This is a genomic window from Pseudomonas sp. SG-MS2, assembly GCF_009933855.1.
Lineage (GTDB): Bacteria > Pseudomonadota > Gammaproteobacteria > Pseudomonadales > Pseudomonadaceae > Aquipseudomonas > Aquipseudomonas putida_E.
Genome location: NZ_MOMO01000227.1, coordinates 1 through 23,067 on the forward strand (window position 1 = coordinate 1; position 23,067 = coordinate 23,067).

A 23,067-nucleotide genomic window follows, 5' to 3' on the forward strand; every position below is an offset into this window, starting at 1 on the left:
CCCAGCCGTAAACCCGTCACTACCCCATTCTTCACCGTCCAGTCCGACATGTACCCGCCCGACGCCCTGGCCCACGCCAGCGAGCTGTTGCGCGGCGTCATCGAAACCATCGACGAACACTGCCGCGCCCGCGCAGACGAACCTGGCCTGAACATGCTGAGCAATGCCATGCATGCCAGCGAGATCGCCCATTCGCTGGTCGAGCACGTGCACGCTCGGCTGTTTGGCCAACGGACCGAGGAGTGAAGCCATGGCAGACGAACCCAAGGTCCTGACCACCGTTGGCGTGGCGACCTTCCTCGATGTGGGTAACCCTCCGGTCGATCTGCTGCGTGTGCAGCCCGGCATTCCCATAGACGATGCCTACGAACAGGTGTCCGTGCTGCTCAGCTACATCAAGCACCTGGTGCGTGAAGGCGACATGGAGGATGACCACAAGCTGCTGGCAGCAGCCGACTATCTGAGCCTGTTGGCCAAAGCGCTGATGGACGATATCGAGATCGCCAAGAACAGACAGCGTTGATACCCGTCAGGTAAGCGATTGGAGGCCGCTTTGCGGCTCATCGCCGGCAAGCCAGCTCCTACAGGCCCTGTGGGAGTCGGCTTGCCGGCGATGGGCTGCGTAGCAGCCCTGATAACTAACTGACTGGCATTACCGCAGAGCGCCCTTTCTTACATCAGCTCAAAACGCAAAGCACGAACACCCCAAGGCTCCCCAGAAGCCCTGGAAGTCATTCACCGGCACACTCGAATGCCGCGCCTTTTCATGGCTGTGCGCATGCACCCCGCAAGGCCCGCTGCACTGGTGCACCGTTGCAGCCAGTGATGGCGTACCCACGCGCCAGTGCCCAGGCACCTTGGCCACCGGCGACCACTCCGGCAGCACCGGCACCTGTGGCGGGCCAAGCCTGTCGAATTCGCCAGCGCCGTACACCACCTTGCCGTCAACGATAGTCAGTACCGACTCGATGCCCTTGATCGCCTCTTCATCAACGCTGAAGAAATCCAGCGACAGGGCCGCCAGGTCCGCCAGCTGGCCAACCTTGATCTGGCCTTTCTTGCCCTGCTCGCTGGAGAACCAGGCGCTGCCCTGGGTGAACAGTTGCAGTGCGGTGTCGCGGCTCAGGCCTTCCGGGTACAGCTCCATACCGCCTACGGTCTTGCCGCTGACCAACCAGTACAGCGAAGTCCACGGGTTGTAGCTGGAGACCCGGGTGGCGTCGGTACCGGCGCCCACAGGCACACCCATTTCGAGCATGCGCTTGATCGGCGGGGTCTGCTCGGCGGCTTTCGCACCATAGCGATCGACGAAGTACTCACCCTGGAAGGCCATACGGTCCTGGATGGCAATACCACCGCCCAACGCACGCACGCGCTCGATGTTCTGCGGGGTAATGGTCTCGGCGTGGTCGAAGAACCATGGCAGCCCGTTGAAAGGGATGTCGCGGTTGACCTTCTCGAACACGTCGAGCATGCGCGTGATCGATTCGTTGTACGTAGCGTGCAGGCGGAACGGCCAGCGCTGCTCGACCAGGTGGCGCACCACCGGTTCCAGCTCTTCTTCCATGGTTTGCGGCAGGTCCGGGCGCGGTTCGAGGAAGTCCTCGAAGTCGGCTGCGGAGAACACCAGCATCTCACCGGCGCCGTTATGGCGCAGGAAGTCGGTGCCGCTGTGCAGCTTGACGCTGGAGGTCCACTTCCTGAAGTCGTCCAGCTCTTCCTTGGGCTTTTGGGTGAACAGGTTGTAGGCGATGCGCACGGTCAGCTGGTTATTGTCGGCCAGCTCCTGAATCACCGAGTAGTCGTCAGGGAAGTTCTGGTAGCCGCCACCTGCGTCAATGGCGCTGGTCAGCCCCAGGCGGTTGAGCTCACGCATGAACTGGCGGGTCGAGTTGACCTGGTATTCCAGCGGCAGCTTCGGCCCTTTGGCCAATGTTGCGTAAAGGATCATCGCGTTGGGGCGGGCGATGAGCATGCCGGTCGGGTTGCCGAACTTGTCGCGCTGAATTTCACCGCCCGGCGGGTTTGGCGTGTCCTTGCTGTAGCCCACGGCCTTGAGCGCGGCGCGGTTGAGCAGTGCGCGGTCGTACAGGTGCAGCAGGAACACCGGGGTATCGGGCGCAGCCTGGTTGATTTCTTCCAGCGTGGGCATGCGTTTTTCGGCGAACTGGAATTCGTTCCAGCCACCGACCACGCGCACCCACTGCGGGGTTGGCGTACGCGCCGCCTGGTCCTTGAGCATGCGCAGGGCATCGGCCACCGACGGCACACCTTCCCAGCGCAGTTCAAGGTTGTAGTTCAGGCCGCCGCGGATCAGGTGCAGGTGCGAGTCGTTCAGGCCCGGGATAACCGTGCGCTGCTTCAGGTCGATGATCTGCGTGGCAGCACCCTTGTGGGCCATGGCCTCGGCGTCGTTGCCCACGGCAATGAAGCGGCCATCCTTGATGGCTACGGCGGTGGCTGTGGGCTTTTCACGGTCGACTGTATGCAGCTTGCCGTTGAACAGGATCAGGTCGGCGGTCATGGAACCTCCTTGGATGGATGCGTGGGCGGAGCCGGCGGCGCCGGTGAAGGGCAATGCGGACCAGAGCGCGCCGGCGGCACCGAGCACGGTACTGGTGGCGAGGAACTGGCGACGGGTCTTGTCGTTGGGGGCCTGGGACATCTTCTTCTCCGTCTGGGTGCGGCGGTGGCTGAAGCAACTGCGGAGCATGCCGGTTCAAGCCTGGCCAGGGATTGCAGGGGTGTGCGGTGGGTTGATGAAGGTTAGCCCTGTTCACATTTTGTGCTGCCGGGGCCGGCGATGGGCCGCAACGCGGCCCCCGCTTATTCAGCGGCTCAGGAACGCCAACAGGTCTTCATTGAGCTGCTGCGCATGGGTCACTGCAAACCCGTGCGGCGCCCCGCTGTACACCTTCAGATCAGCCCCGCGAATCAACTCCGCAGCCCGCTTGCCGGTGGTCTCGAACGGTACGATCTGATCGTCGTCACCGTGGATCACCAAGGTCGGCACATCGATCTTGGCCATGTCCGGGCGAAAGTCGGTCTCGGAGAACGCACTCACACAATCCAGCGTGCCCTTGATCGAAGCCATCAGGGCAATGTTCAGGGTCTGCGTCTGCACACCCTGAGACACCTGCTGCCCATGGTTCAGCCCATAGAACGGCGTGGCGAAATCGGCGATGAACTGCGCCCGATCCGCCCGCAGTCCAGCCTTGATGCCGTCGAATACCGAGGTATCGACACCGTCCGGGTTGTCGTCACGCTTGCCGAACACCGGCGTCACCGCGCCCAGCAGCACCAAGCCGGCAACGCGTTCGCTGCCGTGGCGGGTAATGTAGCGGCTGACATCGCCGCCACCCATGGAGAAGCCCACCAGGGTCACGTCGCGCAGGTCGAGGTGCTCGATCAGCTGGGCGATGTCGTCAGCGAACGTGTCGTAGTCATAACCGTTCCACGGCTGGCTCGAACGGCCGAAACCACGACGGTCGAAGGCAATGGCGCGGTAGCCGCGGCTAGCCAGGTACTCCATCTGCGAGTCCCACATGTCGGCATCCAACGGCCAGCCATGGCTGAACAACACGGGCTTGCCGCTGCCCCAGTCCTTGTAATAGATCGAAGTGCCATCGCGGGTAACGAGCGTAGTCATGTCGGTATCTCCTTGAAAGTGTCGAGGTCAAAAACTGATCAGCTGCGCAGCCAGTTGGCGCAGCGACGGGTTACCCACGGCATGATGAAAAACACCACGGGCAGGATGACGAAAAGGTTGACGATCAGGTTGCCGGTGATCACCCCGCCCAGTTGTGGGAAGCGTGCGAAAAACGGCGCCAGCAGTTGCGGGATGATCATGGTCATCGGGCAGATCACCAGGTAGGTCAGCAGCGCCTGCTTCCAGCGCGGTGGTTGCGCGGAGGTAGTGCTGGGCGGTGTGAACCAGAACTCCGGGTCTTCGTGCACCTGGGTGTGGTCGCCGCCTTCGAGCAGCGGCAGTACTTCGTTGACCAGTGTCTGGCGCTCGCTGGAGTTGACCCAGGCCTGCAGCAGGCTGGCATCTGCGAAGCGCACCACGGTGGTGAAGTGCAGCCCGCCGTCGTCCGGGCGGATCACATTGACATCCAGGTGCCCCGGCTGCCGCCGTGCGGTGCTGACCGTACGCTTGAGCCAAGCCTCGTAGCTGGCCAGCGCCTGGGCGCGGACCTTGTGCTGGATGACCAGGGTCACCACGTTGCGGTTGTCTTGGAGTGCGGTGTTCATCGGCGTTCCTTGGGATGAGCTTGCCCGCATCCACTGTGCAACAACGGACGGGCGGAGGATTGGATGGGTGTGCTGCCCTGCGGGGGCACCGCTGTCGGTGCCCGGGGCGGTCGGCTTACTTGCCGGCGTTGAAGGCGTTGTAGCTGGTCATCAGGTTGCGGTAATCCGGGATGTGGTTGGAGCACAGCGCGGCCAGGCCTTCGACGTCGTTGCGCCAGTCGCGGTGCAGCTCACATGCCACGCCGAACCAGGTCATCAGCTGTGCGCCAGCCTGGCTCATGCGGTCGTGGGCGGCGTCGCGGGTCATGGCATTGAAGGTGCCGGAGGCATCGGTCACCACGAACACCTCGAACTCTTCTTCAAGTGCCGACAGCGCCGGGAACGCCACACACACCTCGGTCACTACACCGGCGATGATCAGCTGCTTCTTGCCGGTGGCCTTCACTGCCTTGACGAAGTCTTCGTTGTCCCAGGCGTTGATCTGGCCAGGGCGGGCGATGTATGGGGCGTCCGGGAACAGTGCTTTGAGTTCTGGTACCAGCGGGCCGTTAGGGCCTTGTTCGAAGCTGGTGGTGAGGATGGTCGGCAGGTTGAAGAACTTGGCCAGGTCAGCCAGGGCCAGCACGTTGTTCTTGAACGCATCCGGCTCGATGTCACGGACCAGGGACAGCAGGCCAGCCTGGTGGTCGACCAGCAGAACGGCGGCGTCGTCTTTGTTCAGGCGGTTGTATTTGAAGTTGGTCATGGTCGTGCTCCTAAGGGTTTTGATGTTCAGTAAGTTGGGTGTTTCGCGTTGATGGGAGAAGATTAAAACCATCACCTTTGGAGCGGTAGATAGTGGTTTTTGGCTTTAGCGTTCTATTTTGTGAACGATGATCTGGCCGTGGATTTGCCGGCACATTGAAGACGGGCAAGCTCTCGCAGGACTCCCCGAGAGCCGAAGGCGGAGAGTTTTCTCTAGTTTGCGTAGGACGTTTCCCAAAGCATCTTCAAGTGACCTCTAGGCCTATTGCGGGGTGCTAGCTTCCAGGTTTGCCTAGGACCTGGATATGAGTCGCATCAAGATGAATGGCAGAGGCCAAGCACTGGAGGGTGATCGCACCACGACGGGCGCTACCTGCCTTGCCAGCATCGGCAGCTTCCGCGTTGGTGGTCGCCGGGTACTGCGCGAAGGCGACATGACTACCCCTTGTCCGGCCTGCGACAAGAGCGGCACCATCGTGGAAGGGATGCCAGGGTTCGTGGTTGCTGGCCGGCTGGCCGCAATGGATGGAGCTCGAGTAGCCTGCGGTTGTCCGGATGGATGCCGGGTAATCGCGCCCTTGGGGGATTCCTCCCCGTCCAAGCCAACATCCGTGGCCAGGTCTGCTGAAGCAAGCCCAACACCACATGAAGCGGATTCACTGCCTACTCGCTTCAGACGAAATGTTGCAAGCTCCCCGGTGGATACCTTAGAGCCAGGTTTCTTCATCGTCCCGCGCTGCATGACCTACCAGGAAGTCCTGGTTGAACTCGGCGCTCCACAGGCCAATCTGCCGCGCTCCCTCCTGGAGCGCCTGAATCCTACCTATCAACAGGGTTTCAAAGCGGGCGAACTATTCATCATTGGCGACGGCCTCAGCCGACCGGTCTGTACGCGCGAAGAGCTGCATGCGATGAGCGCGGCGAAACAGGCGCGGGAGGCGTTGGCAAGCCTGACGCCGGAAGAGGCGGATTTCATGGTGCGGCATCAGGCTGAAATTGCAGGATGGCTCAGTGAAGTGAGCCTCTCAGTCGGAGTGAGCGAAGCGATGATGGCAAAGTCGGTGAGTGACATAAACCACATCTTGCGAAAGATCGAAGAGTTGCATCAGCAACAATTTGCCAAGCACGGGCACCTGCGCAGTCGTGAGTTTTTCGCTGAACGTATGAAACTCCTCAAGCAATTAGATACGACCCTGAAAGCGACTGTTCTGAATAAGCGCCTGAACCTTGGCAACTATGAAAGACTGCGTCGGGACTTGGGCATCTCATCAAAAAGCCTGGTTCATCATTGGAGCAAAGCAGGGATACCTGGCCAGATCCCCGGATATTCAACGCACCTGGATAAATTGGCAAGCATTTCCAAGTATTTGAAGGCAGGGGGACATATAGGCGTTGCTATTGGAGGTGTTGGCTCGATAGTGAAAATATCCGATGTATGCCGAGCGGGCGATGCCAGGGCCTGCGAAAAAGTCAAAGTCACTGAGGCAGGGAATTTTTCCAGCGGTTTAGCCGGGGGCTGGGTTGGAGGCCAGGCGGGAATTAGAGCTGCTTTAAAAGTTTGCTGGAGAGTCGGACATCCTAAAGGCGTATTCATATGCGGCATAGCCATGACCGGAGCTGGAGCTTACTACGGCAGCACTAAAGGGATGAAGTATGGCGAGGAACTTGCGGACCTGATCTTCGAGACTTTCCACGATGACTGAGACACTCGACGTCAACGTTAGGCTCTTTTTACTGGCAGCTCCATTCTGTCTTGGCTTGATCGGGCTCTCATTAGACCTCTATATTGCTTGCAGCCGGGACTTCAAAGTAATGACTTCAGCACTTCAAAGGAGTGATTGTCTACCCTTTGCGAAAGGCCTATGTGGACAGCAAGGCTTAAAATCCAGAGTTCTCATCGTCTCCGCGATATCGAGCGAACTCATGTTCCCTAACGCCAGAATTCGCCGAGGATCACTGGATGCTCAGGACTATCTAGAGTTCCCCAAAGGCCTGAGAACAAGGATGGTAATCGCCGCTTGGTTTAATATAGTTGGCTTCACTTGGCTGATTGTAAATGGCTTCATCCTATAACCTGTATAAATCGGGAGTGAAAAACATCGAGAACAAGGCAAGCCGTTGTCGAGACCGGTCAACGGCCTGGCACTTCGAATCGAGATCGCCCCATTGCCTGCCACCTCAACCTGCTCTATTACTACGCACAACTCTCCCCCCCCCCCGAGACCTCCATGCTGGCGTTCATCCAGTCGTCCCCGTTGTTGCTCGGCACAATCCTGATCCTGCTCGACCTCGTGCTCTGGCAACTGATCCCCCCACAGCGCCGGGCCTTGCGCATCGGCACGCGGTTGTTGACGTTCGTGCTGTTCAGCTGGGTACTGGTGGCCGCCGGCATGAGCCCGCTGCAGCCCCCACCCTGGGTCGACGATGTGTCGCGCAACCTGATGGCCACGGTGCTGGCGATCGGCTGGTGGCTGTTTGGCGCGCGTACGGTGACGGTGGTGTTCGGCCTGCTGCTAGTGGCGCGCGGCAGCCATGGCGGGCGGTTGCTGCAGGATGTGCTGGGGGCGTTGATCTTCCTCGCGGCCGTGGTGGCCGCTGCGGGCTATGTGATGCAGCTGCCGGTGAAGGGCCTGTTGGCCACCTCGGGGGTCATGGCCATCGTCATCGGCCTGGCGCTGCAAAGCACCTTGGCCGACGTGTTCAGTGGCATCGTGTTGAATACCACGCGGCCCTACCAGATCGGCGACTCGATCTCCATCGACGGTACCGAAGGCAAGGTGCTGGACATCGACTGGCGAGCAACGCGCCTGCTCACGGGCTCAGGCAGCCTGGCGGTGATCCCCAACTCGGTGGCGGCCAAGGCCAAGTTGCTCAACCACAGCCGCCCGGCCGATGTGCATGGGGTGTCGGTCAGTGTGGTGGTGCCGGCCAAAGTGCGGCCTAAACGGGTGTTCGATGCGCTGGAAAAGGCGTTGCAGGGCACCAGCGCCATTCTTGCCTCACCCAAGCCGAAGGTCACGGTGAAGGCCTCCACGCTGGAGTCGGTGGAGTACGAAGCCAGCGGCTTTGTCGCCGACATGGGTGGCAAGACCGAGGCGCGCAACCAGCTGTTCGACCTGGCACATCGGCACCTGGAGGCCAGTGGCGTGATGTGGAACGTTGACCTGGCCATGCCGCCGCGCAGCCGTCAGCGTGAAGTGCTGGACGAGGTACGGGTGTTCCGTTCGCTGACTGACGAGGAGCGCGATGCCTTGAGCCAGCGCATGACTGCCGTCGAGTACCTGGCAGACCAAGTGATTCTGGGCGTTGGCGAGCATTCCGATCATTTGCTGGTGATCGGTAGCGGGGTGGTTTCGGCGGCGATACGCGATGGCGACAAATTGCTGGAAGCCGGGCGCATGGGGCCGGGGGAGGTGCTGGGGATCGAGGGCATCATCGATGAGGATGACTCGTTTGCCGAATTCCGTACCCTGACCAGCTGCGTGCTGTATCGCATCGAAAAGGAGCAGGTGCGTACCTGCCTGGTACAGCGCGGCGAGGTGCAGACGGCGTTGACCAAATTGCAACGGTTCCGACGGCAGAGCCGGGAGTCTTTGTTGCTGCAGAAGCCGACCCTGATCAAGAAAGGTGGCTTCCTCAGCTGGTTGCACAGATAAACTGATTTCCCGCACGGCCTTATTTGGAGCGGCCTTGCGTCGCGAAAGGGCTGCATAGCAGCCCGGGCAATTGCTGCAGCGCCGCTGTATACCTGGGGCCGCTGCGCGACTCTTTCGCGACGCAAGGCCGCTCCAGTCAGTGTCGTGGGACAACCTTACAGCACTACCCGCAAACACTGCCCCGCGTGGTACAGGGAGAACCCGGACTCGTAGAACGCCGTGCGCAACGACGGCGCACTCACCCCGGTCATCGGCGAGAACGGGATCGGCAGGCTATCCGCCTCACCCTTGAGCAGAAACTCGGCGAACGCCCGACCAATCACGGTGCCCGTGGTATTGCCCCGCCCGTTGTAGCCCGTCACCGCGACCAACCCGGGCGCCGGCTCGAACAGGCGCATCAGGTGGTCGGGGGTGAAGTCGATGCAGCCGGTCCAGTGCATCTCCCACTCGACCTTGCCCAGCTCCGGGTAGTAATGGCTCTGGATACGGTCAGCCCAACTGCGCACGAACCACGCAGGCTTGTTGTCGACCCGTCCAAGGCTGCCGAGCAGCAGGCGGCCTCGATCGTCGCGGCGGATGCTGCTGAGCACCGTGCGGGTGTCCCACGAGCCCTGACCATGGGGCAGGACCTTGTCGGCTGCAGCGCCGTGCAGCGGTTTGGAGGCCACCTGATAGTAGTAACCGCGGAAAAACTGCTTTTGCAGGTTGCTCCAGTCGCCCTCGGTGTACGCGCCGGTGGAGATCACGACCTTGTCGGCGCGCACCGAACCGCGTGCAGTCTTGACCCGCCAGGCATCGCCGTCGCGCTCCAGGCCTTCGACGGCCGATTGCTGGAACAGTTTGCCACCCAGGCGCGCAACCGCAGCGGCCAGGCCCTGTGTGTAACCCATGGGGTTGATGGTGCCGGCGCGGCGGTCTAGCAGCGCGGCGGAAATCTTGTCGGTGCCGCAGTATTCCTGGCACTGGGCGCCGGTCAGCAACTCCACATCGGCACCGCGGCGGCGCCACTGTTCATGGCGTGCTTCGAGGTCAGCGATGCCTGTGGCGTTGTGCGCCATGTGCAGGGTGCCTTTGTGCTGTGCCTGGCAGTCGATGCCAAGGCGCTCGATCATGGCGAACACTTCACCAGGGGCCTCACCGAGCACCTTGTTCAGGCGGCTGCCCTGCTTCTGGCCCAGAGTCGCCTCGACATCGTCGGGGCGGATCCAGGTGCCTGCGTTGACCAGGCCGACGTTGCGCCCGGAGCCGCCGTGGCCGATCTTCCAGGCCTCCAGCAGGATCACCGACTTGCCCTGTTCGAGCAGGTGGGTGGCCGCCGACAGGCCGGTAATGCCGCCGCCGATGACGCAGACGTCGGCCTTGTGCTCACCGGCCAGGGCCTGGGCGGCGACGGTCGGTTGGCTGACGTGTTCCCACAAGCATTGTTGACGCAGTTCGGACATGGCCGGCTCCAGCGATATTGTTCTTGTTGGGGCTGCTGCGCAGCCCTGTCGCCGGCAAGCCAGCTCCCACAAGGATCGCACCGAACCCTGTGGGAACCGGCTTGCCGGCGAACCGGGGGCAAAGCCCCCGGCCATGCAGCATCAGTCGAACACGATACCCTGCGCCAGCGGCAGCTCGCGCGAGTAGTTCACGGTGTTGGTCTGGCGACGCATGTAGCCTTTCCAGGCATCGGAACCCGACTCACGACCACCGCCGGTTTCCTTCTCGCCACCGAATGCACCGCCGATCTCGGCACCGCTGGTGCCGATGTTGACGTTGGCGATGCCGCAGTCGCTGCCCGAGGCGCTCTGGAAGCGCTCGGCCTCACGGATGTCAGTAGTGAAGATGCACGACGACAGGCCTTGTGGCACTTCGTTGTTCAGGCGCAGGGCCTCTTCGAAGTCATCGTAGGCCAGCACGTAGAGGATCGGCGCGAAGGTTTCATGGCGCACCACATCGCTCTGCGCGGGCATCTCGGCGATGGCCGGCGAAACGTAATAGGCGTTCGGGAACTGGTCGGCCAGCTGACGCTCGCCACCGAATACCTGGCCACCCTCGTCGCGGGCCTTGGCCAGCGCGCCCTGCATGGCATCGAACGACAGCTTGTCGATCAGCGGGCCCACCAGGTTGTCTTTGCGTGGGTCACCGATGCGCACTTTGCCGTAAGCCGCTTTGATGCGGGCAACCACTTCGTCCTTGATCGAGCGGTGCACGATGAGGCGGCGCAGGGTGGTGCAGCGCTGGCCGGCGGTGCCAACAGCGGAGAACAAGATGCCACGCACGGCCAGGTCCAGGTCAGCGCTCGGCGCCAGGATCATGGCGTTATTGCCGCCCAGTTCCAGGATGCTGCGGCCGAAACGGGCAGCAACGCGCGGGCCGACTTCACGGCCCATGCGGGTGCTGCCAGTAGCGCTGACCAGCGGCACGCGCGGGTCATCCACCAGGGCTTCGCCGGCTTCGCGGCCACCGATGACCAGCTGTGCCAGGCCAGCCGGGGCATCGCCAAAGGCTTTCAGGGCTTTTTCGAACAGCGCCTGGCATGCCAGCGCGGTCAGCGGGGTCTTCTCGGAAGGCTTCCACACCACCGAGTTACCGGCCACCAAGGCCAGCGCGGTGTTCCAGGCCCATACCGCCACCGGGAAGTTGAAAGCGCTGATCACGCCGACCACGCCCAGCGGGTGCCAGCTTTCACGCATGTGGTGGCCAGGGCGCTCGGACGCGATGGTCAGGCCGTACAGCTGACGGGACAGGCCAACGGCGAAATCGCAGATGTCGATCATTTCCTGGACTTCACCCAGGCCTTCCTGAGTGATCTTGCCGGCTTCGATCGACACCAGTTCGCCCAGGTCGGCCTTGTGTTCACGCAGCACTTCACCGAACAGGCGCACCAGTTCGCCACGGCGCGGGGCCGGCACGCTGCGCCAGGCTTCGAAGGCACTCTGCGCCTGGTCGATGCGGGCGGTGGTCTCGGCCTTGCCAAGCAGTTTCACCGAGGCGATCTGGCTACCGTCGATCGGGGTGTGAACAGGGTAGTCGCCCTGGGTGTAAGCCGTGGCGGCAACGCCAAGGCGCTCGAGCAATCCAGCAACCATTGTGCTTCTCCTACATCGGGTGATGGGGTGGAAAAATGATGTGGATCAGTATTAATCCGATCACACCAGCGCAACAAACGACCTTTATTCCGCATATCATTCCGTCAGGTAATGATTTGAGCCGCAGAGACCGCTATGTCCAAACGCCTGGTGCCTTCCATGACCGCCCTGCAGTGCTTCGAAGCTGCAGCCCGCCACCTGAGCTTTACCCGCGCCGCCGAAGAGCTGCACCTGACCCAGAGCGCGGTCAGCAAGCAGGTCGCACAGCTCGAAGAGATGCTGCGCCACCACCTGTTCCTGCGTATCCGCCGGCGCCTGCAATTGACCCCCGCCGGCAGCCTGTACCTGGCCGAGGTCAACAAGATCCTCACGCAGGTGGACATGTCCAGCCGCTACGTTCTGACCTATGGCGAGCAGACCGAGATATTGAAGGTAGCCACTCAACCGAGTTTTGGCGTGCGCTGGTTGATCCCGCACCTCAAAGGCTTCGGCAAGCGCCACACGAATATCCACCTGGACATCCGTAACGAGATGGAGCCGTTTGCCTTGCTGCAGGGCTCGGCGGATGTGGTGTTTTTCTATGGGCAAGGCACCTGGCCGGGGGCGACCTGCGTGGAGCTGTTCCGTGAGGAAGTGGTGCCGGTGTGTGCGCCGGAGCTGCTGGCCGGGCGCACGCTGGGCGATGCTGCAGAACTGGCCGACCTGGTGCTGCTGCAAAGCACCTCGCGGCCGGAGGCCTGGCATGAGTGGTTCCTGGAGCTGGGTTTGCAGAGCGTCAGCGCCTATCACGGGCCGCGCTTCGATACGTTCTATATGGCGTTGAGCGCAGCGCAGTCCGGGTGCGGGGTGGCGCTGGTGCCGCGCTATCTGGCGGCGAAAGAGTTAAGCGAGGGTAGCCTGGTCATTCCTTGGAATCATGCGATGAACAGTGCCGGGGCGCATTACTTGGCGTATGCCGAGCATGCGGCGGAGGTGCCCAAGGTGCGGGCATTGGTGGAATGGATTCATGAGCAGCTTCAGGCTTGAGATTGCCGGGGCCGCTTTGCGGCCCATTCGCGACACAAGGCCGCTCCAAACAGCAGGAGCGGCCTTGTGTCGCGAATGGCCCTGAAGGTCGATCAAAAAAGGAATGACACACCCACTTTTTTTCGCTTGTGGCCATAGTGCATTCCCAGCTTTCATGTAAGCGTCCGAACCCAACCAGGAAGCTAGCGATGCCCGCCCACGATTTCGTCAGCCCCGACAGCATCCGCGCGCAGTTCTCTGCCGCCATGTCGCTCATGTACAAACAGGAAGTGCCGCTGTACGGCACGCTGCTGGAGCTGGTGAGCGAAATCAACCAGCAGGTCATGGCCCAGCAGCCAGAGGTGGCCCAGGCCCTGCGCTGGACCGGCGAGGTCGAGCGCCTGGACCAGGAGCGCCACGGCGCCATACGCGTCGGCACAGCACAAGAGCTGGCCACCATCGCCCGGTTGTTCGCGGTCATGGGCATGCAACCGGTCGGGTATTACGACCTCAGCAGCGCCGGCGTGCCTGTGCACTCCACTGCGTTTCGCGCCGTGCACGAACAGGCACTGCACATCAGCCCGTTCCGCGTATTCACCTCACTGCTGCGCCTGGAACTGATCGACAATCCCACACTGCGTGAGTTGGCACAGACCCTCCTGGCCAAGCGCAAGATTTTCACCGCCCGCGCCCTTGAGCTGATCGCCCAGTGCGAGCGCGATGGCGGCCTGAACGCGGCCGACGCCGAAGCGTTCGTGCAGCAAGCCCTGCATACCTTCCGCTGGCACCAGGATGCAACGGTCACCGCCGAGCAGTACCAGCAGTTGCACGACCAGCACCGCCTGATCGCTGACGTGGTGGCGTTCAAGGGGCCGCACATCAATCACCTGACCCCGCGCACGCTGGACATCGATGCGATCCAGTTGGGCATGCCGGCCAAGGGTATCCCGCCCAAAGCCGTTGTCGAAGGCCCGCCCACTCGCCGCCACCCGATCCTGCTGCGCCAGACCAGCTTCAAGGCACTGCAGGAGAAGGTTGCGTTCAGTGACCAACACGGTAGCGAAGGCAGCCACACCGCACGTTTCGGCGAGATCGAGCAGCGCGGCGCGGCACTCACGCCCAAAGGCCGGCAGCTGTATGACAAGCTGCTCGACGCTACCCGTGCAGCCTTGGGCGGTGCACCGGCCGAGGCCAATGCCGAGCGCTACATGGCACTGCTAAAAGAGCAGTTTGCCGAGTTCCCGGATGACCTGGCGCAGATGCGTGAGCAAGGGCTGGCGTACTTCCGCTATTTCGCGACCGAAAAGGGCCTGGCTGCACGCGAGCAGGCTGATCGCCCGACCACTTTGGAGGGTTTGATCGAGGCGGGCCATGTGCACTTCGAGGCGCTGGTCTACGAGGACTTTCTGCCAGTGAGCGCGGCGGGGATCTTCCAGTCCAACCTGGGTGACGATGCCCAGGCGGAGTATGGCAGCAACGCCAACCGCGAGGCCTTCGAGGCGGCGTTGGGGCTGCAGGTGCAGGATGAGCTGGCGTTGTATGCGCAGAGTGAGCAGCGCTCGTTGCAGGCTTGTGCGCAGGCGTTGAACCTGGCGTTGGGGTAAGGGTCAGGATTGTTGGGGGCGCCTTGCGCCCCTTTCGCGACACGAGGCCGCTCCTACCGGGGGGGTGTAGCAGCGGCCCCTGGGGTTTCAACGAAACCGATCGACTTCCTGGCGCAACTGCGCCGCCAGCCCTTCCAGCTCCTTGGCGGTAAAGGCCAGCTCATTGGCCACGTCGCGCTGTTCGCTATTGGCCTGGGCAATGCTCTGCAGGTTGCGGCTGAGCACGGTTGCGGTGCTGCTTTGTTCCTGGGTGGCAGTGCTGATCACGGTAAACTGCTCACCCGCGACGCGGCTTTGCTCGTCAATACGCGCCAGCGCCTCGGCCACCTTGTCGTTGCGTGCCAGGCCCTCCTGCATCAACTGATTGCCCTGCTCCAGGGTGCTGATGGCATGGCCGGTCTGCTGCTGGATGCTGGCGATCATCACGGAGATTTCATCGGTCGCTTGACGCGTACGGGCTGCCAGGCCACGTACCTCGTCAGCCACCACGGCAAATCCACGGCCCTGCTCCCCTGCGCGCGCCGCTTCGATGGCCGCGTTGAGCGCCAGCAGGTTGGTCTGTTCGGCAATGGCGGTAATCACCCCGACAATGCCGCCAATTTCCTGGGAGCGTGCACCCAGTGTGTCCATCACGGTTGCAGTGCCACCGAGAGCCTCGGCGATCTGGCGCAACGAACTCGACGCTTCATCCATCGCGCTACGGCCAATACGGGTCTGCTGGGCATTGTCACGGGCCATGCGCTCGGTGCCCGCCATGTTGTCAGCGATGTTCATCGAGGTGGCGCTGAACTCCTCTACCGCACCGGCCATGCTGGTGATTTCGCCGGACTGCTGGTCCATGCCTTCGCAGGCACCGGCCGACAGGCCAGACAGCGAGCGGGCGCGGCCGCTGACCTGCTCGGAGGCCCCGCGAATGTGTTCGACCATGGTCGCCAACGCTTCGCCCATCTTGTTGAAGCTGCGTGCCAGTTGGCCGATCTCGTCATGGCTGGTCACGGCCAGGCGGGCGCTCAGGTCGCCTGCGCCCAGCGCCTCGGCCTGGCGCACCAGGTCATCCAGCGGGCGCAACTTGCGGCGCAACAGCCACAGCGTGGCGGCCACTGCCAGCAACATCGCCAGCAAACTGCCGATGGCCAGGCGCAAGCCAACATCCCAGGTCACCGCGCGGATTTCTTCCAAGGGCATGCTGGCGACTACCGTCCAGGGGCCTTCGGCAAAGGGCGCAGAAGCGCTGTACAGAGGCTGGTCGGCATTGGCCGGGGGTACCAGCCACTTGCCCTGCTCGTCGCGCAAGGCCAGCGAGCCGGTATCGCCAATACGGAAGCGCTTGAGGTTGGCGAACTGCGCGTTCTGCGCGTCGGTATAGTCGAAGCCAACGAACAGCACCGCGATCACCCGCCCGCTGCCATCGGTCACCGGCACATAGCGGGTCATGTAATTGCGCTCGAACAGCAGGGCACGGCCGACGTAGGTCTGCCCAGCCATCAGTTTCGCGTAGGCCGGGTGCTGGCGGTCGAGCTGGGTGCCGATGGCCCGGCTGCCATCCTGCTTTTTCAGGTTGGTGCTGATGCGTACAAAGTCGTCGCCGCTGCGTACGAACAGGGTCGCTACCCCTGCGGTCATCTGCTGGAACTCGTCGACCTGCTGGAAGTCGTTGTTGAGCAGGTGATCCCCCAGGTACAGCGCCGGTGTGGCCTGGCCGGCCACCTGCACGGTTTCGCCGGCATGCAGCGACAGCCCCGAAGCGAAGCGGCGCTCGAACAGGCCGCTCAGGCGCTGGGTGTTGTCCTTGAGCGAACCGTGGAAGGTTTCAAGCTGATCGGCCAACAGTCGCGCTTCACTGGCCAGGTGTTCCTGGCGAGTGGTGAGGTTGGCGTCGTCCAGGGAACGCAGGGCGAACAGAGTACTGCCGGTGATCACCAGTGCCAGCACGATGGCGAGGGCGATACCAAGCTGCGAGGCGATTCGGGCACGCGGTTGAGACATGGGAAGCTCCTGGCAGGCGGCCCGGATCATCCTGATCACCCCGACCGACCGCTGTTGTCAACGGAGAATCGCGCCCTCTTCCGGGACGCTGGTGCAACTAGATCGGCGTCGCTGGCAAATACTTGAGTGTCGGACCCGGATATTCGCAAACGTTTTCTTCGTCTGCACCGCCCCACCTGTAGGAGCCGGCTTGCCGGCGATAGGGCCAGTGCAGGCAATCAAATAGCCGGCAGGATCTGCACAGCCGGCAAATTCACCGCCTGCGCCTCTTCCTGCAAAAACACGCTCAACCGCCGCAACCGCTCACCACCCGGCCGGGTCCGCGGCCACACCAGGTAATAATCCATGCCGCTGGGCACCGCCGTCGGCCATGGCAGGCTCAAACGACCATGCGCGACATCTTCGGCGACCATCAGCAGGTCACCCATGGATATCCCGTAACCACGCGCCGCCGCGATCATCCCCAGTTCCAGCGTGTCGAACACCTGCCCACCCTTGAGTGAAACAGTGTCTGCCAGCCCCATGCGCTCCAGCCATTCGCGCCAGTCACGCTTGTCGGGGGTCGGGTGCAACAGTTCGATCCCGGCCAGCCGGCGTTCGTCCAAAGGGCCTTCCTTGAGCAGGTCGGGCGCGCCCACCGGGATCAGTAGCTCGGAAAACAGCCGGCGTACCTCCCAGTCCGGCGGAAAAACGCCGTCACTGAGCAATACCGCGCAGTCGAAAGGTTCCTGGTTGAAGTCCACGTGGTCGACGTCCATCCAGGCGCTGGTCAATTGCACTTCATTGCCCGGCTGCAAGTGCCGGAACTGGCTCAGGCGCGCCAGCAGCCAACGCATGGTCAGCGTCGACGGCGCCTTCATGCGCAATATGTCGTCCTCTCCGCGCAAGGTGTCGCACGCGCGCTCCAGCGCGGCAAAGCCCTCACGCACGCCGGGCAGCAGCACCCGCGCGGCTTCGGTCAATTGCAGGCTGCGGCCGCTGCGGATGAACAGGCGGCAGGCAAAGTGCTCCTCCAGGGTACGGATGTGTCGGCTGACCGCACTCTGGGTGATCGACAGCTCCTGGCCGGCACGGGTGAACGAGCTGAGCCGGGCGGCGGCTTCGAATGCGCGCAGCGCATACAGCGCAGGCAGCTGACGGGACATATGGCACCTGCATACGGGGCAGAGAAGGAATGCGTAGAATCATATATGCATGAGTTCAACTCATGCCAATCATCGTTTTTATCCTTTTGTGCAAAGTTGACCGAAGCCTCAGAATCGTCCCTCGCTCACAGAGTCGGAAGGACCGCCCCCATGCACGTTGCGCCCACCACAGAACTCAAGGCTTTGCTGCGCCTGGCCGGGCCGCTGGTTGCCTCGCAGTTGGCGCACATGCTGATGGTGCTGACCGACACCCTGATGATGGCCCGCATCAGCCCCCAGGCGCTGGCCGGCGGCGGGCTGGGGGCGGCGAGCTATTCGTTCGTGTCGATCTTCTGCCTGGGGGTAATCGCCGCGGTCGGTACCTTGGTGGCGATCCGCAAGGGTGCCAATGACATCGAGGGCGCCACCCGGCTGGCGCAAAACGGTTTGTGGCTGGCCTGGGGGCTGGCGCTGGTGGCCGCACTGGCGCTGTGGAACCTGAAACCGGTGTTGCTGCTGTTCGGCCAACAACCTGAAAACGTTGCTGCGGCCACCGAGTTCCTTACCCTGTTGCCACTGGCGTTGCCGGGCTACCTGACTTTCATGGCCCTGCGCGGCTTCACCAGCGCCTTGGGCCGCTCGACCCCGGTGATGGTCATCAGCCTGGTCGGCACGGTGCTCAACTACCTGTTCAACGTCGCACTGATCGAAGGCATGTTCGGCCTGCCCAAGCTTGGCCTGATGGGCATCGGCCTGGTCACCGCCGTGGTGTCGATGGGCATGGCCATCGCGCTGGCCTTGTACATCCGCTGGCACCCGGCTTACGCGGCCTACCCACTGCGCAAGGGCCTGTCGCGCCCTTCGCTGCCGGCCTTGCGCGAGCTGTGGCGCCTGGGCTTGCCGATTGGGGGCACCTACATGGTGGAGGTCGGCCTGTTCGCCTTTGCCGCCCTGTGCATGGGTGTGCTTGGCAGCACCGAGCTTGCGGCCCACCAGATTGCCCTGCAGATCGTTTCGACCGCGTTCATGGTGCCGACCGGGCTCTCGTATGCAGTGACCATGCGGGTAGGGCTGTATTACGGTGCCGGCGACCTGCTGGCGGCGCGCAGTGCCGGGCGGGTAGGCATCAGCTTTGGCGCGCTGATCATGTTCGCCTTCGCGGCACTGTTCTGGCTGCGCCCGGAGATGCTGGTGAGCCTGTTCATCGATGGCGATGATCCGGCGTTCGCGCCGATCTACCAGTTGGCGGTGAGCTTGCTGATGGTGGCGGCCTGGTTCGAGCTGTTCGATGGCGTGCAGACCATAGCCATGGGCTCGATCCGTGGGTTGAAAGATGCCAAGACCACCTTCCTGATCGGGCTTTGCTGCTACTGGCTGGTCGGAGCGCCGAGTGCGTGGTTGCTGACCTTCAACCTGGGTGGCGGCGCGGTCGGTGTGTGGTGGGGCCTGGCGTTGGGGCTGGCGTGTGCTTCGGTGGCGCTGACCCTGGCCTTTGAATGGCGGATGAAGCGGATGCTGGGGAAAGCAGGTGTAACTGGAAAAGCGGTGATACCTGCATGATTGCCGGTGCTGTCTTGCACTGCTTGTGAGCGGCCTTGCGTCGCGAAAGGAGGGCAAAGCCCTCCCCTACAGCTTCAAAGACTCACCACCTGAGCCGGGGTGCTTCTCGACAGATACTCCACCAGCTCATCCACCGGCAGTGGCTTGCTGACCAGAAACCCCTGCACCTGGTCACAGCCAAACTCACGTAGCAAAGCCATCTGCTCAGGGCTTTCAACGCCCTCGGCCACCACCTCGAGGTTGAGGTTGTGCGCCAGGTTGATCATCGCGTGCACCAGCTTGCGGTTTTCCTCGCGCATCTCCATTTCGGCGACAAAGCTGCGATCGACCTTCAGCAAGGTGATCGGCAGGCTGTTCAGGTGCACGAAGGATGAGAAGCCGGTCCCGAAGTCGTCGAGCGAGAAGCGCACGCCCAGGCGCCCGAGGGCATCCATGGTCTGGCGGACCAGCTCATTGCGGCGCATCACCGCCGTCTCGGTCAGCTCGAACTCCAGCCAGCGGGCATCGACGCCATGCTCGATGATCAGCCGGCTCAGGGTGGCCAGCAGCTGGCTGTCCTGGAACTGACGAAAGCTCAGGTTGACCGCCATGTGCAGGGGTGCCAGGCCGCTCTCGCGCAAGGCCTGCATGTCACGCAGGGCACGGGAGATAACCCAGTAGCCCAACGGTACGATCAGCCCGCTCTGCTCGGCCAGCGGCACGAACTCGCTCGGCGGCAACAGGCCGCGCTCGGTATGACGCCAGCGCACCAGCGCCTCAAGGCCGACGATGCTGCCATCGGCCAGGTTCAGTCGCGGCTGGTAGTGCAGCTCCAGTTCATCACGGCGCAGCGCCCTGCGCAGCTCGCCTTCCAGGTCGGCAAGGCTGCGGGCGTTGCGGTTGATCCGCTCATTGAACACATGAAAGGTACAGCCCTGGCTGCTCTTGGCCTGGCGCATGGCGATGTGCGCATGCCACATCAACGGGTCGGCGCCACTTTGCGCGCGGGCGTGGGCCAGGCCCAGGCTGCAGCCAAGCAACAGGCTTTCGCCGTCGATCCAGTAAGGCTCGGCCAGGGCTTCGACGATGCGTTCGGCGATGCGCTCGGCCCGGCCGGTGTCGCGACGGGTGTCGATCAGCAGGGCAAATTCATCACTGCCCAGGCGCGCCAGCTGGTCGCCGGCCTCCAGTTGCTGCTTCAGGCGTGACACCACCTGCAGGATCAGCCGGTCGCCACCCTGGTGGCCGAGGGCATCGTTGACATGACGAAAGTTGTCCAGGTCCAGGTGCCCGAGGGCTACCCCGCGCCCGTCATTCTCAGCCAGCCGTGCCGTCAACAGGGCCTGAAAACCCTGGCGGTTGGCGATACCGGTCAGCGGGTCCTGCTCGGCCAGGCGCTGCAAGGTGGCCACCAGCACGCCACGTTCGCGCACGTGGCGCAGCGAACGGCGCAGCGCATCGGCATTGAGCTGGCTGCGCACCAGCCAGTCGCTGACGCCCGTGGGTGGGGCCACCGGCTCATCGTCGAGCAACAGGATGGTTGGCAGCTCGCAGCGCCCCGGCGCGGGTTGCAGGGCCTGGGTGGCCAGGATCACGGCCTGGCGGTCTTGGCTGAACAGGCTGTCGACTGCTGCCCAGTTGGGCGCAGTCAGCAGTACCGCCGCACCGTTCAGCGGCAGCAGGCATTCGCGCAACACGGCGGCCCATTCCGGCTCATCAGCCAACAACAGCAAACGCAAAGGTTCGACAGGCGTGGACAAGCGGGCTCCTTAAAGCGGGGACGGTGGCACGAGGGAGGCCGGGTATGCTACTGCAGAAATGAAAATGATTTTCACTTTTAGACATATCCTTGCCCACAGCGCGTCCCGACACATTTTGACGTGCATCCTGCTCGAAAGTGGTTAAACCAGCAAATACGATTTTTTCCATGAATAGCATGAGCCTGACTAATGCTATGCGCGATACAAAGTCTGACTCAGACGTCAGACGGTCGCGCCACAATGGCCCCATGCCTGTTAGAATGCGCGGCTATTTTCTGGCGACCCCCGGTTTCTAGCATGTCCCGACTCAATCCCAGGCAACAGGAAGCCCGTGACTACGTCGGCGGCCCTCTTTTGGTGCTCGCCGGTGCAGGCTCCGGCAAGACCAGCGTGATCACGCGCAAGATTGCCCACCTGATCCAGAACTGCGGCATCCGTGCTCAGTACATCGTCGCGATGACCTTCACCAACAAGGCTGCGCGTGAGATGAAGGAGCGGGTCGCCACCCTGCTGCGCCCGGGGGAAGGCCGGGGCCTGACGGTATGTACCTTCCACAACCTGGGCCTGAACATCATCCGCAAGGAGCACGACAAGCTGGGCTACAAGCCGGGCTTTTCGATCTTCGACGAATCCGACATCAAGGCGCTGCTGTCGGACATCATGCAGAAGGAATACTCCGGCGACGACGGCATCGACGAGATCAAGAACATGATCGGTGCCTGGAAGAACGACCTGATTCTGCCCGCCGAAGCCCTGGAAAAAGCGCGAAACCCGCGCGAGCAGACCGCCGCCATCGTCTATACCCACTACCAGCGCACGCTCAAGGCGTTCAACGCGGTGGACTTCGACGACCTGATCCTGCAGCCGGTCAAGCTGTTCCAGGAGCACCCCGAAGTGCTGGAGCGCTGGCAGAACCGCGTGCGCTACCTGCTGGTGGACGAATACCAGGACACCAACGCCAGCCAGTACCTGCTGGTGAAAATGCTGATCGGCATGCGCAACCAGTTCACCGTGGTAGGTGACGATGACCAGTCGATCTACGCCTGGCGTGGTGCGCGCCCCGAGAACCTGATGCTGCTCAAGGAGGATTACCCTTCCCTGAAAATCGTCATGCTCGAACAGAACTACCGCTCCACCAGCCGTATCCTGCGCTGCGCCAACGTGCTGATCGCCAACAACCCGCATGCGTTCGAGAAGCAGCTGTGGAGCGAGATGGGCGTGGGCGACGAGATCCGTGTGATCCGCTGCAAGAACGAGGAAGCCGAGGCCGAGCGTGTGGCCATGGAAATCCTCACCCTGCACCTGCGCACCAACCGCCCTTACAGCGACTTCGCCATCCTCTACCGCGGCAACTACCAGGCCAAGCTGATCGAGCTGAAACTGCAGCATCACCAGGTGCCGTATCGCCTGTCGGGCGGCAACAGCTTCTTCGGCCGTCAGGAGGTCAAGGACCTGATGGCCTACCTGCGCTTGCTGGTCAACCCGGATGACGACAACGCCTACCTGCGGGTGATCAACGTACCGCGCCGCGAGATCGGCTCGACCACCCTGGAAAAGCTCGGCAACTACGCCACCGAACGGGGCGTTTCGATGTATGCCGCCAGCGAGGAACTGGGCCTGGGCGAGCACCTGGACGCGCGTTATACCGAGCGTCTGCAGCGTTTCAAACATTGGCTCGACGGCGTGCGCCACAAGGTCGCCCTGGAAGATCCGATTGCCGCGCTGCACGAGATGATCCGCGACATCGACTACGAAAACTGGATCCGCCAGCAAACGGCCAGCGACAAAGCTGCTGAGTTCCGCATCAGCAACGTCTGGTTCCTGGTCGAAGCGCTGAAGAACACCCTCGAGAAGGACGAAGAGGGTGACATGACCATCGAGGACGCCATCGGCAAGCTGGTGCTGCGCGACATGCTCGAGCGCCAGCAGGAAGAGGAAGAAAACGCCGAGGGCGTGCAGATGATGACCCTGCATGCGTCCAAAGGCCTGGAATTCCCTTACGTATTCATCATGGGCATGGAGGAGGAAATCCTCCCCCACCGCTCGAGCATCGAAGCCGACACCATCGAAGAGGAACGCCGCCTGGCCTACGTGGGCATTACCCGCGCCCGCCAGACCCTGGCCTTCACCTTCGCTGCCAAACGCAAGCAGTACGGCGAAATCATCGACTGCACGCCCAGCCGGTTCCTCGACGAACTGCCCCCGGACGACCTGGCCTGGGAAGGCCTGGACGATGCGCCAGTGGAAGTCAAAGCCGCGCGTGGCAACAACGCACTGGCCGATATCCGGGCAATGCTCAAACGCTGATCAACCATTACTCT

17 protein-coding genes and 1 pseudogene are annotated in these 23,067 nt (G+C 62.6%); 8 read left to right on the top strand and 10 right to left on the bottom strand.

The window, feature by feature from the left end; translation table 11 throughout:
* Both BLX42_RS19090 and BLX42_RS19095 read left to right on the top strand, forming a co-directional pair.
* Positions 1-246 (top strand): hypothetical protein (locus BLX42_RS19090; RefSeq protein WP_161872395.1); only part of this gene is annotated, 246 nt, incomplete at its 5' end.
* 4 nt (positions 247-250) lie between these two features.
* On the top strand, positions 251-523 hold the full coding sequence (locus BLX42_RS19095; protein WP_119688056.1) for a DUF3077 domain-containing protein: 273 nt from the start codon (positions 251-253) through the stop codon (positions 521-523).
* 159 nt (positions 524-682) lie between these two features.
* Here BLX42_RS19095 and BLX42_RS19100 read toward each other — a convergent pair whose 3' ends face one another.
* The 4 genes from BLX42_RS19100 to ycaC all read right to left on the bottom strand — a co-directional run bounded on the left by BLX42_RS19100 (position 683) and on the right by ycaC (position 4,999).
* Positions 683-2,524 carry an amidohydrolase gene (locus tag BLX42_RS19100; RefSeq protein ID WP_161872432.1) on the bottom strand — a complete coding sequence of 614 codons (1,842 nt, stop codon included), beginning with the start codon at positions 2,522-2,524 and terminating at the stop codon, positions 683-685.
* Positions 2,525-2,830: 306 nt separating this feature from the next.
* Positions 2,831-3,649, bottom strand: a complete 819-nt coding sequence (locus BLX42_RS19105; RefSeq protein WP_161872396.1) for an alpha/beta fold hydrolase — start codon at positions 3,647-3,649, stop codon at positions 2,831-2,833.
* Between the two features lie 38 nt (positions 3,650-3,687).
* On the bottom strand, positions 3,688-4,254 hold the full coding sequence (locus BLX42_RS19110) for an antibiotic biosynthesis monooxygenase (protein WP_012312167.1): 567 nt from the start codon (positions 4,252-4,254) through the stop codon (positions 3,688-3,690).
* 115 nt (positions 4,255-4,369) lie between these two features.
* A complete protein-coding gene (ycaC, locus tag BLX42_RS19115; RefSeq protein ID WP_012312166.1) occupies positions 4,370-4,999 on the bottom strand; it encodes an isochorismate family cysteine hydrolase YcaC in 630 nt (209 codons plus the stop codon).
* Between the two features lie 304 nt (positions 5,000-5,303).
* Between ycaC and BLX42_RS19120 the strand changes: the two genes are divergently transcribed.
* Positions 5,304-6,701, top strand: a complete 1,398-nt coding sequence (locus BLX42_RS19120) for a PAAR domain-containing protein (RefSeq protein ID WP_161872397.1) — start codon at positions 5,304-5,306, stop codon at positions 6,699-6,701.
* A gap of 525 nt (positions 6,702-7,226) precedes the next feature.
* Positions 7,227-8,654: a mechanosensitive ion channel family protein gene (locus BLX42_RS19125; protein WP_125924383.1), complete on the top strand. Its 1,428-nt coding sequence runs from the start codon at positions 7,227-7,229 to the stop codon at positions 8,652-8,654.
* 155 nt (positions 8,655-8,809) lie between these two features.
* Here the strand turns inward: BLX42_RS19125 and BLX42_RS19130 are convergent, their stop codons facing one another.
* Positions 8,810-10,096, bottom strand: coding sequence for an FAD-binding oxidoreductase (locus tag BLX42_RS19130; protein ID WP_161872398.1), 1,287 nt, complete (start codon positions 10,094-10,096; stop codon positions 8,810-8,812).
* Between the two features lie 141 nt (positions 10,097-10,237).
* Positions 10,238-11,728 carry an aldehyde dehydrogenase family protein gene (locus tag BLX42_RS19135; protein ID WP_039603927.1) on the bottom strand — a complete coding sequence of 497 codons (1,491 nt, stop codon included), beginning with the start codon at positions 11,726-11,728 and terminating at the stop codon, positions 10,238-10,240.
* Between the two features lie 135 nt (positions 11,729-11,863).
* Between BLX42_RS19135 and BLX42_RS19140 the strand changes: the two genes are divergently transcribed.
* Together BLX42_RS19140 and BLX42_RS19145 are read left to right on the top strand one after the other, a co-directional pair.
* Positions 11,864-12,754, top strand: a complete 891-nt coding sequence (locus BLX42_RS19140) for a LysR family transcriptional regulator (protein ID WP_046786894.1) — start codon at positions 11,864-11,866, stop codon at positions 12,752-12,754.
* Between the two features lie 188 nt (positions 12,755-12,942).
* Positions 12,943-14,337 carry a VOC family protein gene (locus BLX42_RS19145; protein ID WP_161872399.1) on the top strand — a complete coding sequence of 465 codons (1,395 nt, stop codon included), beginning with the start codon at positions 12,943-12,945 and terminating at the stop codon, positions 14,335-14,337.
* An 87-nt stretch (positions 14,338-14,424) separates the two neighbouring features.
* Here the strand turns inward: BLX42_RS19145 and BLX42_RS27250 are convergent, their stop codons facing one another.
* The 3 genes and pseudogenes from BLX42_RS27250 to BLX42_RS19155 form a co-directional block, all read right to left on the bottom strand.
* Positions 14,425-15,285 carry a methyl-accepting chemotaxis protein gene (locus tag BLX42_RS27250; RefSeq protein ID WP_371316822.1) on the bottom strand — a complete coding sequence of 287 codons (861 nt, stop codon included), beginning with the start codon at positions 15,283-15,285 and terminating at the stop codon, positions 14,425-14,427.
* Positions 15,283-16,353, bottom strand: a pseudogene (locus BLX42_RS27255) (Cache 3/Cache 2 fusion domain-containing protein); the annotation flags it as partial. The pseudogene BLX42_RS27255 and the gene BLX42_RS27250, both read right to left, overlap by 3 nt.
* A 188-nt stretch (positions 16,354-16,541) precedes the next feature.
* Complete coding sequence (locus BLX42_RS19155) at positions 16,542-17,468, bottom strand: LysR substrate-binding domain-containing protein (RefSeq protein WP_161872400.1); 927 nt, start codon at positions 17,466-17,468, stop codon at positions 16,542-16,544.
* A 150-nt stretch (positions 17,469-17,618) separates the two neighbouring features.
* Here BLX42_RS19155 and BLX42_RS19160 point away from each other — a divergent pair, with 150 nt between their 5' ends.
* Positions 17,619-19,007, top strand: a complete 1,389-nt coding sequence (locus tag BLX42_RS19160) for a NorM family multidrug efflux MATE transporter (RefSeq protein ID WP_161872401.1) — start codon at positions 17,619-17,621, stop codon at positions 19,005-19,007.
* A gap of 74 nt (positions 19,008-19,081) precedes the next feature.
* Here BLX42_RS19160 and BLX42_RS19165 read toward each other — a convergent pair whose 3' ends face one another.
* Entirely contained in the window at positions 19,082-20,746 is a 1,665-nt protein-coding gene (locus tag BLX42_RS19165) for a bifunctional diguanylate cyclase/phosphodiesterase (RefSeq protein WP_115273291.1), read from the bottom strand.
* A gap of 297 nt (positions 20,747-21,043) precedes the next feature.
* On the opposite strand from BLX42_RS19165, the gene rep reads away from it, so the two are divergent.
* The gene (gene rep, locus BLX42_RS19170; RefSeq protein WP_012312154.1) at positions 21,044-23,053 is read left to right on the top strand and encodes a DNA helicase Rep; all 2,010 of its coding nucleotides are present in this window, start codon (positions 21,044-21,046) and stop codon (positions 23,051-23,053) included.
* The last annotated feature ends 14 nt before the right edge of the window (positions 23,054-23,067 follow it).

Bases quoted from the DNA above. Each gene is read 5' to 3' on its own strand.
- BLX42_RS19095 (WP_119688056.1), top strand. From the start codon at position 251: ATGGCAGACGAACCCAAGGTCCTGACCACCGTTGGCGTGGCGACCTTC.
- BLX42_RS19100 (WP_161872432.1), bottom strand. From the start codon at position 2,524: ATGACCGCCGACCTGATCCTGTTCAACGGCAAGCTGCATACAGTCGAC.
- BLX42_RS19105 (WP_161872396.1), bottom strand. From the start codon at position 3,649: ATGACTACGCTCGTTACCCGCGATGGCACTTCGATCTATTACAAGGAC.
- BLX42_RS19110 (WP_012312167.1), bottom strand. From the start codon at position 4,254: ATGAACACCGCACTCCAAGACAACCGCAACGTGGTGACCCTGGTCATC.
- ycaC (WP_012312166.1), bottom strand. From the start codon at position 4,999: ATGACCAACTTCAAATACAACCGCCTGAACAAAGACGACGCCGCCGTT.
- BLX42_RS19120 (WP_161872397.1), top strand. From the start codon at position 5,304: ATGAGTCGCATCAAGATGAATGGCAGAGGCCAAGCACTGGAGGGTGAT.
- BLX42_RS19125 (WP_125924383.1), top strand. From the start codon at position 7,227: ATGCTGGCGTTCATCCAGTCGTCCCCGTTGTTGCTCGGCACAATCCTG.
- BLX42_RS19130 (WP_161872398.1), bottom strand. From the start codon at position 10,096: ATGTCCGAACTGCGTCAACAATGCTTGTGGGAACACGTCAGCCAACCG.
- BLX42_RS19135 (WP_039603927.1), bottom strand. From the start codon at position 11,728: ATGGTTGCTGGATTGCTCGAGCGCCTTGGCGTTGCCGCCACGGCTTAC.
- BLX42_RS19140 (WP_046786894.1), top strand. From the start codon at position 11,864: ATGTCCAAACGCCTGGTGCCTTCCATGACCGCCCTGCAGTGCTTCGAA.
- BLX42_RS19145 (WP_161872399.1), top strand. From the start codon at position 12,943: ATGCCCGCCCACGATTTCGTCAGCCCCGACAGCATCCGCGCGCAGTTC.
- BLX42_RS27250 (WP_371316822.1), bottom strand. From the start codon at position 15,285: ATGGGCGAAGCGTTGGCGACCATGGTCGAACACATTCGCGGGGCCTCC.
- BLX42_RS19155 (WP_161872400.1), bottom strand. From the start codon at position 17,468: ATGTCCCGTCAGCTGCCTGCGCTGTATGCGCTGCGCGCATTCGAAGCC.
- BLX42_RS19160 (WP_161872401.1), top strand. From the start codon at position 17,619: ATGCACGTTGCGCCCACCACAGAACTCAAGGCTTTGCTGCGCCTGGCC.
- rep (WP_012312154.1), top strand. From the start codon at position 21,044: ATGTCCCGACTCAATCCCAGGCAACAGGAAGCCCGTGACTACGTCGGC.